Source organism: Nostoc cf. commune SO-36 (assembly GCF_023734775.1).
In the GTDB taxonomy this organism is placed as follows: domain Bacteria; phylum Cyanobacteriota; class Cyanobacteriia; order Cyanobacteriales; family Nostocaceae; genus Nostoc; species Nostoc commune_A.
The window spans coordinates 4,210,858-4,225,943 of record NZ_AP025732.1; the positions used below are offsets into that span (position 1 = coordinate 4,210,858).

Below are 15,086 nucleotides of genomic sequence, written 5' to 3' on the forward strand. Positions count from 1 at the left end.
AGGATACGCCAACTAAACGCAAGACCTCATTGGTTAAGTTACGGTATTTGCTTAATCCAATACTTATGCTTCATAATATTGGCGTTTTCAGGTAAATCTGATCTGAATAGAGTGAAAATAGTTCCTGTGACTTTCGCACAGGCACAACGTAGAACTTTAATATGGATAGACCTTAAAAAAGACAGATGATTACACCAATGCGTGTCTTTGTGTTAATTTTTAATGCTCGAACGGAAAATGAGGGAATTCATACCATTCGGGAAGGCGATCGCAATAAAATTCTGATGTTCGAGTCAGAAGATGATGCCACGCGCTTTGCCCTGATGTTAGAAGCTCAGGATTTCCCTGCACCGACACCAGAACCGATCGATGCTGAAGAAATCAAAGAATTTTGCGAAAGTGCTGGCTATGAGTGGGAAATTATTCCCGAAAACAGCAATTTAGTTGTCACTCCCCAGAACTGAACGTAGAAGAAACCGACTGGCAAGCAGATGCCCAGAAGGTGGATACTGTTGAAGACACCTTCCCTCTCAATCAACAGCCACTAGAAGAACCAGAATTGTCTGATTCTGAACTAGAGAAGATGCGTCGCAAATTGGAAGGATTGTTGTAATTAGTCATTAGTCATTAGTCCTTGGTCACTGGTCATTGGTCGCTAACTGACTAATGACAACGGATAAAGGACAAAGGACAAAAAACAAATGACAAACTTGCAGGAACGTGGGCATCTTTTAACCGAACTGGTAAATCCTAACAGTCTAAACTTAGACCAGCTCAGTCCTCTGGAACTGGTGGAGTTGTTTAATGACGAAGACCAAAAGGCTGTTGCAGCAGTTGCAGCAGCGAAAATTCAGTTGGCACAAGCAATTGATAGCACCGCAGAGCGTTTGCGCCACGGAGGACGCCTATTTTATATCGGTGCAGGGACAAGTGGTCGGTTAGGGGTATTAGATGCTGCTGAGTGTCCACCTACTTTTTGTACACCCCCAGAGTTGGTACAGGGGATTATTGCTGGCGGTGCGGGTGCGCTGGTACGCAGTTCGGAGGATTTAGAAGACAGCATCGAAGATGGTGAGGCTGCGATCGCAGGGCGTCAAATTACCCAACTAGATGTAGTGGTTGGCATTACAGCTGGTGGCACAACCCCTTATGTCCACGGTGCGCTGTATGCTGCTCGTCAGCGAGGAGCCAAGACTATTTTTTATCGCCTGTGTTCCCGCAGAACAAGTTAGCTTTGATGCCGATATTGACATTCGGCTTTTGACAGGGCCAGAAATAATCGCCGGATCAACTCGCCTGAAAGCTGGTACAGCCACTAAATTAGCTTTAAATATCCTTTCGACTGGGGTGATGGTGCAGCTAGGCAAAGTTTATGGTAATCGGATGGTGGATGTAGCAGTAACAAATCAAAAGTTACGCGATCGCGCTTTGCGAATTTTGCAAGACCTCACAGGTTTAAATCGGGAAGCTGCTGGTTTTTTATTAGAACGCAGTGGTAAATGGGTGAAGTTAGCATTATTAATGCACTGGACTGGTTTGGAAAAAGAGGAAGGCGATCGGCTTCTTTCAGAACACCAAAGCAATCTTAGGGCAGCTGTTGTCAGCTATCAAAACCATAAGCAAGCTTGAAAGAATTTTCTAGATAAATACTAGATATATAGTCAAAAAGAATGTAGAGATGTCGCAGTGCTACGTCTCTACAAGGTTTTTGGATAAAGCATATTTAAGCTGTTCGTCAGCTATTTTTACAAAGTAATTTAAGGCAGCAAACGGGTTCAGGCGCTAAATTATCAAATTTAGATGCGCGTCACTTTAATTCTGGAAATGTCAACCATATAATATGACTGCTACTTGTCTTAGTAGCACACCTGTTTTTCAAAAAAATATTTTCTAGAAAAGCTGGCATTAACTAACATAGTTAAAAATAGTAAACTTAAATAAATATTTTTAACATTTATTGTCAACTTCAGTAACTAAAACCCAACCCCCTAAAGACTTCTAATCTTTTTTAAATAAAAATTCAGAACTTACACGGATATAATTCTGTATGAAAATTCTTAAGATGATATATCAATACTCATTACATCATGATGTGGACTATAGCAAGCCACTTGAGTCATAAATATTAGCAGAAAAGTAAAGTCTGCCAATAAAAACTCTATGCTAGATAATTTATTTACTAGCAACATTTTTGCTATTTTCCATTTACCTTGCTTTTAATAATATTGATTTACATTGCTATATACCAAACGTACTTGCACTTATGATTATATAGCTAGACCCTGTGATGAAAGTGTTATTTACCTTTAACAAGAGACTTATTGAAGAAGAATTCAGAAGTCAGAATTCAGGAGTCAGAATTAATCAGTCGGGGATTCATACCCGCGACTGATTGAAGACTACTAAATTTTCAATTTAGTGGGGGTGCAAAAACGCCGGTTATTAAGACGCTCGAGTACTCGCTAACGCTGCGCTATCCGCCAGTCGCACAAAATTCATTCTGAATTCTGACTCATGACTCCTGAATTCTGTTCAATAAACTTGTCTAATTAATTGAGATGTTAGCTGGATTTGTGCCGTGCTTTACTAGTGTCGGTTTTTAATGCCTAGCTTTTTAATGAAAGGAATAAAATATGAACCCCTCGGAACTGGTAGTTTCAAATAACCTAATGAATGAATTTAAAACTTGTACTCAGTTGCAATACAATGGCAAATTAAATATTAAGAGTTCAAAGGGGAGTCAATGGACTTTTTACTATCGGCTGGGACGGATAGTTTGGGCAACAGGGGGGACTCATCCCTTCCGGCGCTGGCGTAGACATATAGCTCAAAATTGTCCTCAAATCGATGTTGATAAGTTGCAATTACGTTTGCAAGACCTATCAATCGATTACTGGGACTATAAGCTAATAGAAATATTTTATAAAAAACAGAAAATCCAGAGAGAACAAATTCAATCTATTGCAGAAAATACAATAGCAGAACTATTATTTGACCTAGCTTTACAAGGAAACTTTGCTTCTATAAGTTGTAATCGTAGTCAAGAAGTTATTTTAGAAACCCCAATGAGCTTCACGAGTGCAGAAATGTCTGTAAAGCACATGCAAGACTCATGGAAAATTTGGTCAGAAGCTGGGTTAGCAAATTTTTCTCCTGACTTGGCACCAGTTCTCCGGCGACCAGAGCAACTTGAACAGATGGTAAGTCCATCTGTTTACAAAAACTTTGTGAATTTAATCAATGGCAAATTGACTCTGCGAGATTTAGCCATGAAAATGAAGCAGAATGTACTGCCACTAACTCGTTCGTTGCTTCCTTATATCCTTAAAGGAATCATTGAATTGGTAGAAGTACCTGACTTGCCTTTAGGAGTTACTGAAGTCAACAATAATAACACCACACAAGCAAAGAAGCGGATTGCTCCACTAGTGGCTTGTGTCGACGATAGCCCTCAGGTATGTAAAATGCTAGAGGATATTATCACTGCTAATGGATTTAGGTTTGTCAAAATTCAAGATGCTGTACAAGCTCTACCAACTCTAATTCAGGATAAACCAGACCTGATTTTTTTGGATTTGATTATGCCAGTTGCCAGTGGTTACGAAATTTGTACTCAGTTGCGACGGATATCTACCTTTTCCAACACACCAATAATTATATTAACAGGCAGTGATGGTCTTTTAGATAGAGTTCGTGCCAAAGTAGTTGGTTCTACAGATTTTCTTACTAAACCTGTAGTGGCTGATAAGGTAATGAGTATAATACGTAAGTATTTACCGACATCGACTGTATCCACTGAGAAGAATAAATCTAATTTAGAGGTTTGTAATTAAGGAGAATTAGAGGCAATTTTTGATTCTGAATTCTTCCCCAAAATTTATAGAATTTCCTACCTCAGTAAAAATTAAATTATTGGGGTATAACAATTTTGGATTTTAAATTTTATATTCACTCCATGCCTAAAGTCATTGGCTTTGTCAATTAATTTGGAATTTTAAAATTATTCTCGTTTTTAAATTTTTTGCTCTTAAGCATTTATCAGCTTTGAGCCTTAAATCAAAAACTTGCTTATAGAACTATTCTACATTTAAATATATATTAATTTATGTTGATTACGTACTTTTTCTGAGGTTGATATATAAAGATTAAACCAAAATTAGACAAATACAAAAATTTGTATTTATAGCAGTCCTATTTGATTTGTGAAATATTGGTTAGAGCAAAGGGGTTAGGGCTAGTCTCTAGTCCCTTCCATGTGATGTCTTTGCTGACAAATCATTTAGGGCGTGTATGTCTAATTTGTTTACATTTTGAGAAAAAGTTAACGAGTAGTTGCCATGAATACTGTTTTAGTTGTTGAAGATGGCTTAACAGATATGGAGATAATCAGCCGTTACTTGCAACAGGCAGGTTATTCTGTGATTAGCGCCACAAGCAGTGAAGAGGCTCAAGACAAAATAGATCAAAATAAGCCAGACTTAATATTCCTTGACGTAATTTTACCAGGAAAAAGTGGCTTTGAAATTTGCCGTGAACTGAAAAGTAATCCCGACACTAGTAATATACCTGTGGTTTTTTGTTCTACAAAAAACAGTGATGTAGATAAAATTTGGGGTAATATGCTGGGCGCCGATGGTTATCTATCAAAACCAGTTGATCGAGACGAACTAGTGGTGATTTTAAAACGATTACTTAATTAGTAAATATGTCATAAATCAACAATCGTTCAAGTCACTATTTTTAATATAGAAACCCGGAAATAGCAAACAATAACTGCAAATAGTGGCCAAAGATAAAAAATCAAGGACAAAGGATGAATAACTTTGGAAACCAAGGAAAAGTTTTTAAGTTTTAATTTGGGAGCGACTGATACAGCCGTAATTTCTTTACAGAACATCACAGAAGTTTTGCAAGTATCATTACCAGAAATATGTGGCGTTCCTCAAATGCCCAGTAGCGTCTTAGGTATTTATAATTGGCGCGGTGAGATGCTGTGGCTAGTAGATTTAGACGCAATGTTAGGTTATCCCCCAATTTCGCAAGGGACAAATTTGCTTTCAAAAATGATGGCGATTGTTCTGGAAAACAAGGGTAAGTATTTGGGATTATTAGTGCGACAGCTTATAGATATTGAATGGCTCGATACGAACCAAATGAAAGCTGCAACTCCTGAATTATTTTATCCAAAAATATCACCTTTTTTACAGGGATACTTTATTAATGATTCGGAGGATATGATTTTTAATTTGGATGCCATAACTATTATCCAAGCTCCCATCTGGGGGACTCATAATTGAACGTTTAGTAATGGATGATTAGGTATCGGGTTTTGAAAATTCTTAGTATTTTATAAACAAATACCAGATCATTATTGCTTACCACTATTATCTATCAAAAATTTTGAGGTTAATCGAATGACATTTTTGTACAACAATAGCCATGAAACTGATAATCTAATCTCTGAATTAGAAAACCAAAATGGTAACGCAAATATAGCGAATATTGCTAGTAGCGAAATATCTTTGTTAAATGCGATCTCTCAAGAATTTAAAACTTGGCGGCGACAGTTACAAGATATCGCAACTCACATGCGTCAAGCGCCAGACCTGGATACACTACTTAAAATCACCGTAGCGCAAATTAGAGAAAAGATTGGCTGCGATCGCGCTTTAATTTATCATTTTACTTCCAGAGAATCAGGTAATGTTTTATCAGAATCTAGAACACTAGGTTGGACTCCGACTCTGGGCGAAAATATTCCGGGAATTATTTTTGGTTTATATACCAATCAAGACTATATAGAACCTGTAGTTATTGACGATATCAATCAGATTCAACTTAGCCCTTATCAAAAGCAACTGCTAGATAAATTTCAAATTAAAGCTAGTTTGAGTTTACCGATTGTAGTCGAAGGTAAAGTGTGGGGCTTACTAGCAGTCAATAATTGCTTCTCAACGCGGCAGTGGCAAGAAGTAGAAATTAGTTTACTATCTCAAATTACAACAGAACTGACTTACAAGTTGCAGAGCTTTGAATTTCAAAAAGAACAGCAACAACGGATACTTGCAAAAAAATCGGTAGCGAAAGTCATCGACAAAATTTTACGAGTATCAAATGTCGATAAGCTTTTTCAAACAACCACTCAAGAAGTACGCCAATTACTAAAATGCGATCGCGTCGGTGTTTATCGTTTCAAATCTGACTGGAGTGGCGAGTTTGTCGCTGAGTCAGTGGGTAATGGCTGGATAAAAATGGTCAGCCCTGATTTTTACATGGTTTGGGAAGATACCCACTTACAAGAAACTCAAGGAGGACGTTATGCCAAGGGTGAAAGTTTTGTGGTCGATGACATTTATCAAACGGGCCATGCTCAATGTCATATTGACATTTTAGAGCAGTATGAAATGAAGGCTTACATCATTGCACCGATATTTTCTGGAGAAAAATTATGGGGTTTGCTGGCAGCTTACCAAAATTCTGGCCCTCGTGATTGGCAACCTTGGGAAGAAAGCTTTGTAACTCAAATTGGGTTGCAATTTGGTGTGGCTATTTCACAAGGAGAATATCTGGAACAAGTGCAGACGAAATCTGACCAACTAGCTCAAATAGTTGAACAAGAGAAAGTTTTCACTAAGATAGTTAACCGCATCCGACAATCTTCAGATGTAGAAAGCGTCTTCAAAACAACCACTCAAGAAGTGCGTCAATCACTACAATGCGATCGCGTCGCCGTCTATCGCTTTAACCCTGATTGGGGTGGCGAATTTGTGGCTGAGTCTGTGGGTACTGGTTGGACAAAACTGGTAGGCCCTGATATTAAAACCGTTTTGGACGATACCTACTTACAAGAAACTAAAGGAGGTAGGTATGTCAAAGGCGAAAACTTTATCGTTAACGATATCTATCAAGTAGGGCTTGCTCCCTGTCACATTGAGATTTTAGAGCAGTTTGAAGCCAAAGCTTACATGATTGTTCCGATATTCTTCGGGGATAAATTGTGGGGGTTGCTGGCAGCTTATCAAAATTCCAGCACCCGTGAGTGGCAAACCTGGGAAGTGAACTTTCTAGTTCAGACTAGCTTGCAATTTAGTCTAGCTAAATCACAGATAGATTATTTGGAATTAGTCCGGGTGAAATCTGATAAACTAACTCAGATAGCGGAACAAGAGAAAGCCGTCACCAAGATCAGTAACCGCATCCGCCAATCTTTAGATGTAGAAGAAATCTTCAAAACAACCACTCAAGAAGTCAGACAATTACTACGATGCGATCGCGTCGCCGTGTATCACTTTAATCCTAACTGGACTGGCGAATTTGTCGCCGAGTCAGCAGGTCATCTTTGGGTAAAACTGGTAGGCCCTGATATCAAAACTGTCTGGGAAGATACCCACTTACAAGAAACTCAGGGAGGTCGATATGCCCAAGGAGAAAACTTTGTCGTCAATGACATCTATCAGATAGGTCATTCTCCTTGCCACATTGAAATTTTAGAGCAATTTGAAGTCAAAGCTTATGTAATCGTTCCTGTATTTGCTGGGGAACAATTATGGGGATTGCTAGCAGCTTATCAGAATTCGGGAACTCGTGATTGGGAAGATTCGGAAGTCACTTTGTTAGCACGCATTGGCAGCCAGTTAGGACTGGCATTACAACACACCGAATATTTGCAACAAGTAGAAGCGCAGTCAGCAAAATTAGCAGAAGCAGCAGCAAGAGAAAAAGCAGCTAAGGAGTTACTACAACAACGATCTATTCAACTCTTAAAAGCCCTTAGACCCGCCCTCAACGGCGATTTAACAGTACGCGCACCGATTACAGAAGACGAGCTTGGTACGATCGCCGATGCTTATAATAATACCCTGCAAGCGCTGCGGCAAATCGTTGTTCAGGTACAGGGGGCTGCTCAACAAGTTGCTCAAACTTCTAGTAATAGCGAGGCTTCACTAACCGGACTAAATAATTTAGCGCAACAACAATCTGAGGAAATTACCACAGCTTTAGGTGATATTCAACAAATGGTTGACTCTACTCAAGCTGTGGTGGCGAATGCTGAATTAGTTCAACTAGCAGTGCAAAAAGCCAATCAAACTGTAGAGTCTGGCGATACTGCGATGAACCTAACAGTAAAAGCAATCCAAGGCATTCGTGAAACCGTTGCTCAAACCAGCAAAAAGATTAAACGCCTCAGCGAATCCTCACAAAAAATCTCCAAAGTGGTGAATTTGATTGGTAATTTTGCCACACAGACAAACGTACTGGCTCTAAATGCAGCCATTGAAGCCACTCGTGCCGGTGAATATGGTAAAGGCTTTGCGGTTGTAGCTGATGAAGTCCGTTCTTTATCTCGTCAGTCAGCAGCAGCAACCATCGAAATTGAAAAATTAGTCCAAGAGATTCAAGCAGAAACCGGAGAAGTTGCAGTAGCGATGGAAACTGGCATTCAGCAGGTAGTAGAAGGTACAAATCTTGTCAGTGACACTCGCCAAAACTTAAATGCGATCGTTTCTGCAACTGCCGAAATTAGTCAGCTAATCGAGCGAATTACCGCAGCAACTCAAAATCAAATGGCACAATCTGTAACAGTAACTAAATCAATGCAAGATGTAGCAGAAATTGCCAATAAAACTTTTGCTGAATCTCAAGAAATTGCTAGTGTGTTCCAAGATTTATCAGGAATGGCACAAGAGCTATTAACAACTGCTAGTAAGTTTAAAGTCAAATGAATTTTAGATTTTAGATTTTAGATTTTGGATTATGAATGAGGAGGATTTTAAGCGGAGAACAAAGCAGCTAGCATTGCGAGTAATCCGCTTAGTAGAAGCTCTCCCACAGAGCAGAACGGCAGATGTAATTGGCAAGCAGCTAATCCGTTCAGCAACATCTGTGGGAGCTAACTATCGGTCAGCTTGTCGTGGAAAGTCAACCGCCGATGTCATTGCTAAACTCAGTTTGGTAGAGGAAGAAGCCGATGAAAGTCTTTATTGGATGGAACTTGTTGTTGAGGTTGGTTTATTACCACTGGAAAAAGTGAAAAGCTTGATGTTAGAAAATACCGAAATTCTGGCAATGACAGTTGCATCAATTAAAACTTTACGCAACAAATCAAAAATCCAAAATTTAAAATCAAAAATCTAAAATATGATTACAGATAACGAAATCCGCGAACAAGGGTACATCTACTTTCTGGCTGAAGCTCCAGAATTAGTCCAAATTATTGAGCAAGAACTATTTAGCTTGTCGGAAGATTATAGCATTGCTAAAGTTCACAACTTAATGCGGGCTACTCATACACTTAAAGGTGGCGCTGCTAATGTTGGGCTAGAAGTAATTAAGATGATAGCCCATTTTCTAGAGGATGTATTTAAGGCTCTCTATAATCCGAAAGTAGTAGTTGATGCTGAATTACAAACACTTTTATTACAAGCTTATGAGTGTCTGAGTATAGCATTAAATACCGAGCTAATAGGCAGTACTGTTAACGATCAAGAATTAATGCATCGGGCAACTTCAGTATTCGCACAGTTACAAGAAAAACTGGGTGATGCATTTGGTGCTGAATCTCATATTCCCACCTCTGAAGAATTGGGATTTGATATTGTGCAGTCCGTTTTTGAAACGGGAGTAGAGCAACGTTTAAATAGTATTGCAGATGCTGTCAAAAATCCACCAAATGATACCGAATTAATTGAGTTTTTACACTCTCAAGGTGAGGTATTTTTTGGTTTGGCAGAATCTTTAAATTTACCTGGATTGGGAGATATTGCTAAAACCATTATATCGGCATTGCAGGCAAATCCTACCCAAGTACGGCGAATTGCAGAAATTGCCCTTGCAGATTTACAACAAGCGCAACAATTGGTATTAAAAGGCGATCGCACATCTGGTGGAGAACCTTCTCCAGAGTTACGAAAACTGACAATAGTGGCAAATCATGAGTTATCTGAAGAATTACAAAATAATTCATCTGTTGCTACATTTAGCATCAATGAAGAACAGTTTTACCAGTTCCTCACTACATCTGATAACAATAAAAATGAATCAGTTAAGCCTACAACTGCCAAGTTTTATTTAAAAGTTATTCGCTACATTTTTGGCTGGTTTAATCACCAAATGCAAATACCAGAGCCAGAATTAAATTTAAATTTACTGGTTCCCACCTTAGAAAGAAAAAGTCTGCTTAATTATATCGAAACCTGGCTAAAAAGTTTTCTTGATTTTGTCCAAGATGAAGAAGATAGCCAAAGTCTTTGTATTTATCGACGTGGGATTATCTTAATTATCCTATTTGCAGTTGCAAAGTTCCAATATTCTCTTAACCCATCTGACAGTTATTTAGCAGGAATTAAAGTATTACAAAACCAAATTCATAAATTAGCCAAAGAATATAAAAATTATCCTCCTGTAACTAGCCAAGAGAAAAATTGGATTGATAATCCCAAGTTACAAACACTGTTAGTTATTAAAGAGATATCTCAATCTGCATTTTCTCAAGCAAATGATAACTTACTAGAATCGATATGGGGAGAAGAAGCTAACCAAATTGCTGTTGAAGTCGTGACGACACAAACTGATGATTCATCAGGAAAGCTTGGTTCATTAACTGTTAGTCAACAGGTAGCTGTAGATATTCCTGAAACAGCTATTGAAGTCTTGCCTGATATAGCTATACAAATCAATAAAGAAATAGAAGATCAATCACAGTATGTTCAAACTAAAAATTTCCGCCAACCTTCATTTATTCGGGTAGATACAGAAAGACTGCAACACCTCAATTATCTAGCTGGAGAATTGCTGATTTACCAAAAACGGCGTAGTTTGCAAGATGCACAAGTCAAAGAAATAATTGAGCAATTAGTACAGCAACTCACTAGACATCAAACAACTTTAAATGAGTTACGTGATTTACCATTACAAATACAAAACATTAACTCACAAGAAACGCAAAGTTTTGCAGTGAATTTTGACTTGTTGGAAATGGATGTATATACAGAGTTTCAGATGACATTGCATGAAGCCATAGAAGAGACACTGCAACTACAAGAAACCACAGAGTCTCTTGACTTGCTTCTGACACAAGCTACTCAAATCAGCGATAAACAAGAGAATTTAACTCTTAATATTATAGATAGCTTAGTCGAAGCACGTATGTCGCCTTTGGGCAATATTCTGAATCGCTTTCCCCACATGGTAAATAAGTTGGGGAATGTTCATGCCAAACTTGTAGAATTGAAACTTACTGGTAGTGAAGTACTGGTAGATAAAGCGATCGCAGAAAAGCTCTATGATCCTTTGTTACACTTAGTGCGTAATGCTTTTGACCACGGTATTGAAGCTCCGCAAGTTCGCCGAGAGCTTGGTAAACCAGAACAAGGTTTAATCGAAATCTGTGCCTATCATCAAGGTAGCCAAACTGTTATCGAAGTTCGGGATGATGGCCAAGGATTGAATTTAGACAGAATTCGCAGAAAAGCTGCTGAACTTTATCCTACACAAACTGAAGAAAAAGCTAGAAATTATGCTTCTAATCTAGCTGAATCTGAACTTTTAGATTTGATATTTTTGCCTGGATTTTCTACTGCTGGTAAAGTCAGTGAAATTTCTGGGCGCGGTATGGGTTTAGATATTGTGCGTACTCAGATGCACGCACTTAACGGCTCAATTTCCGTTCAATCTTTACCGAATAAAGGAACAATATTCATACTCAAAATTCCTTTTTCTATGACTACAGAAAAGTTAATGCTAGTTCAATCCAAAGGTGTTGTTTATGGTCTTCTTTTGGACAGTATCGAAAAAATATTAATTCCCTCTGAACAACAAATAAAAGAAATTGAAGGCAAAAAAGTCTTGCATTGGAACATAGAAAATGATGAGACTATGGTTAGCCTGCGTCAACTTTCAAAGTTAATTGATTATAATGATTCATTTTTCAATAGTTCTACTCCATACAACACATCAAATACTCATGACTCAAGCTTAGCCACAAATCCGGTGCTTTTGCTACGACGAAATCAAGGAAAAGTTGCTTTAGAAGTTGACCAAATAATTGGTGAACAAGAACTAGTAATTAGACCTTTAGGAAATGCGATCGCACCACCAAAATACATTTATGGTTGTAGCAGTTTAGCTAATGGTAATCTTATCTTAATAATTGATGCTTCCTTGCTAGTAAAATCTAACGATATTCAACAAACAACAGTTGATATTAGAGCGCTACCAGTAGCTTCAGTTTCTTCCTCAGATAAAAAAGCTTTGCCGATATCAGGGCATAATTTTTCATCTACACCATTACTTACTGCATCGATTTCCACAACAACTACAGAAACCCCACCCAGTTATTCTCAAGAGCCAGATAATAAAATACCAAAAGTTGTTTTAGTAGTAGATGATGCAATTAGTCTCCGGCAAACTCTCTCTTTAACTCTGCAAAAATCTGGCTATCAAGTAATACAAGCTCAAAATGGTGTAGAAGCTTTAGAAAAGTTGCAGTTACATCCTGAAATTCAAGTTGTAGTCTCCGATTTAGAGATGCCACGAATGAATGGTTTTGAGTTGTTGAGCAATTTCCGTCAACACCCCAATTTAGGAAATGTACCTGTAGTGATTCTCACTTCTCGCAGTGCTGACAAACATCGCCAGCTTGCTAAAGAGTTGGGTGCAAAAGCTTACTTGACCAAGCCTTTTTTAGAACATGAATTTATTTCTACAATTAAAGAGTTAATTTAGCAGTCAACTTAACGCGAAATGGGCGGTTAGAAACCGCATCTACACAAACAAAACCCACCTCCGTGGGCTTCAAAACTTTGATTTGACCTTAGTCCGCGGAGGCGGACTTTGCCTGTGTAGCCGCGAATTCCATTCGCCAAGGCTCAGACATTGACTAGATTTTCTATAGTATCGGCATCATTCGGCAACGCACCTGTTAAAACTTCGCTGCCTACTGCGGTAACTAAAACATCATCTTCAATACGGATTCCGCGTACATCAGCAAATTCAGATAAACGCTGCCAATTTACGACATTCTGATATTTAGAACGGATATTAGTATCATTTAAAATTGCTGGTACTTGATAAAAACCAGGCTCAATTGTAACTAACATTCCTGGACGTAGGGGACGATTTAAACGCAGGTAGCCTAAGCCAAAGCGATTGCTCCTTTGGCGTCCCTCTTCATACCCTGCTAAATCGCCCAAATCTTCCATATCATGCACATCTAAACCAGTAGATGACCTATACCGTGAGGGAAAAATAGCGCGTGGGCATCGCTCTCTACTAAATCTTGGGGATTTCCTTGTAAAATATCTAACTCTACTAAACCTTCAGCTATAACCATAGCAGCTAGCAGATGAATATCTGCATACTCTACACCAGGCTGTATTTTGGCAATGCAAGCATCATGGGCTGCCAGCACAACATTATAAATATCTCTCTGGGTAGATGAAAACTTGCCAGAAACTGGCCATGTACGAGTAACATCACCTGCCCAACCCGTCTCAGTTTCAGCCCCAACATCGGCAAGCAGTAAATCGCCTGGTTGTAGCGGATGGTGATACTGCTCGTTATGCAAAACTTCACCGTGAACTGTGACAATACTGTTGTAAGAGGTAGTCATATTGTGGGCAATAATTACCCCTTCCATCGCTGCACGAACTTCTGCTTCTAGCTTGGCTTGGGGCGTTGCCGCCATACCAGCTTTGTGGGCTTCTACAGTAACTGCCGCAGCTTTTCGCAACTGGGTTAATGCAGCTTCATCATGAGTGAGGCGGAGAGAAACGATCGCTTTAGCTAACTCTAAGTCAATTCCTTGGGGAGGACTTTGTGGCAAAACCCATCTATTTAATAGCTGCGATTGCTGTGTCCAAGTAGCAGCATCTTGTACCGCAAGTGTGGCAGCATCTTGTAGCCAAGATTCTAATTCTGCCATTGGTCGAGCAGCATCCGCCCCAATTTTTTCGGCTATTTCCTCGCGCGTTGGCATTTCTCCATGCCAAAGGGCGCTGCCGGGTGAAGGATCGTCCATGAATAGTTCTAGCTTCCCCGCTTCTAAACGAATTGCCGCCTGGGATAAAGGTAGTCCGGCAAAATAGAGGAAATGACTGCTAGCACGAAAGGGAAAGGAATTTGCGGGAAAATTACGCGAACTATTGCTACCTGACCACAGAATTGCTGGAAAATCAATCAGATTAGCTAGTTGTTGCCGTCGAAGGCGTAAAGTATCAGCGAGGGAAATAGAGGTTTGTTGAATAAGCATAAATAGAAACTCAAGAAGATAAAGGTTATGGTTTTGCCTTTATTTAGTCGTTATCGTCTTTATCGTCATCATCTTGATCATCCTTGCGATTATCCTGTTTATCGTCGTCGTCGTCGTCTCTGTCTTTCTGGTTAGGCTGTTCGTTAGGTTGTACAACTGGTTTTTGTTGCTCAACTGGAGCAAGTGGCTGCGGTACCTCAACAGCACAACTAACTAATCCTCCAGAAATTAGCGCTAAGTTGACAGCAGCAAAGATGCTTTTGAAGATTTTTATCCTCATATTTCCGTTTTGCTCTAACATAGGCTCTAGTCTTTGGAGATTGTATTACTAATTTATAAGGTACTGTATATAGCGGTTCTTATTTGGATGTATAGCGATCGCCAGATGAAATCAATCGGCTGTAGGGGCGTACAGCTGTCATTGGTGTCAACTTAAGGTGAAACCCACTTGGCGACAACGTTTTGCCCTCACCCCCAGCCCCTCTCCCAACCTGGGAGCTACCGTGTATACACAAGTCTTAAAAACCTAACTTGATAAGACTTTCCTCGTTCCTCGTTCCCAGTCTCCGACTGGGAATGCATTCATTGAGTCTCTGATTCAATGCCAGATTGGAGGCAGAGCCTCAACGAGGAGCATTCTCATGCTCTGCATGGGAACGAGATAAACGAGAGAAGAATGGAAAATCAAACTTTTTTTGACTTGTGTATACACCGTAGAACCTGGGAGAGGGGAGGTAAAGGATTAAATTCCCCTTCTCCCATTTTGGGGAGAAGGGGTTAGGGGATGAGGGCGATTGCTCCCGTCAGCTTTTCGCTTAAGTTGACACCAATGTACAGC

At 39.3% G+C, this 15,086-nt stretch carries 7 protein-coding genes and 3 pseudogenes; 8 read left to right on the forward strand and 2 right to left on the reverse strand.

Features of this window, described 5'->3' with window-relative positions:
* The first annotated feature begins 185 nt into the window (after positions 1–185).
* The 8 genes and pseudogenes from ANSO36C_RS18915 to ANSO36C_RS18950 all read left to right on the forward strand — a co-directional run bounded on the left by ANSO36C_RS18915 (position 186) and on the right by ANSO36C_RS18950 (position 12,723).
* A pseudogene (locus ANSO36C_RS18915) lies at positions 186–613 on the forward strand (DUF3110 domain-containing protein).
* 88 nt (positions 614–701) lie between these two features.
* Positions 702–1,629 (forward strand): annotated as a pseudogene (gene murQ, locus ANSO36C_RS18920) (N-acetylmuramic acid 6-phosphate etherase).
* Positions 1,630–2,633: 1,004 nt separating this feature from the next.
* The gene (locus tag ANSO36C_RS18925; RefSeq protein WP_251955788.1) at positions 2,634–3,833 is read left to right on the forward strand and encodes a response regulator; all 1,200 of its coding nucleotides are present in this window, start codon (positions 2,634–2,636) and stop codon (positions 3,831–3,833) included.
* A gap of 504 nt (positions 3,834–4,337) precedes the next feature.
* Positions 4,338–4,700, forward strand: coding sequence for a response regulator transcription factor (locus tag ANSO36C_RS18930; protein ID WP_251955789.1), 363 nt, complete (start codon positions 4,338–4,340; stop codon positions 4,698–4,700).
* A gap of 123 nt (positions 4,701–4,823) precedes the next feature.
* Positions 4,824–5,297, forward strand: coding sequence for a chemotaxis protein CheW (locus ANSO36C_RS18935; protein WP_251955790.1), 474 nt, complete (start codon positions 4,824–4,826; stop codon positions 5,295–5,297).
* 117 nt (positions 5,298–5,414) lie between these two features.
* A complete protein-coding gene (locus ANSO36C_RS18940; RefSeq protein WP_251955791.1) occupies positions 5,415–8,723 on the forward strand; it encodes a GAF domain-containing protein in 3,309 nt (1,102 codons plus the stop codon).
* Positions 8,724–8,754: 31 nt separating this feature from the next.
* Entirely contained in the window at positions 8,755–9,135 is a 381-nt protein-coding gene (locus ANSO36C_RS18945) for a four helix bundle protein (protein WP_251955792.1), read from the forward strand.
* 3 nt (positions 9,136–9,138) lie between these two features.
* Positions 9,139–12,723 carry a hybrid sensor histidine kinase/response regulator gene (locus ANSO36C_RS18950; protein ID WP_251955793.1) on the forward strand — a complete coding sequence of 1,195 codons (3,585 nt, stop codon included), beginning with the start codon at positions 9,139–9,141 and terminating at the stop codon, positions 12,721–12,723.
* Between the two features lie 143 nt (positions 12,724–12,866).
* On the opposite strand, the pseudogene ANSO36C_RS18955 reads toward ANSO36C_RS18950, so the two are convergent.
* Together ANSO36C_RS18955 and ANSO36C_RS18960 are read right to left on the reverse strand one after the other, a co-directional pair.
* Positions 12,867–14,248, reverse strand: a pseudogene (locus ANSO36C_RS18955) (aminopeptidase P family protein).
* 43 nt (positions 14,249–14,291) lie between these two features.
* Complete coding sequence (locus ANSO36C_RS18960) at positions 14,292–14,528, reverse strand: hypothetical protein (RefSeq protein ID WP_251955794.1); 237 nt, start codon at positions 14,526–14,528, stop codon at positions 14,292–14,294.
* Positions 14,529–15,086: the final 558 nt, after the last annotated feature.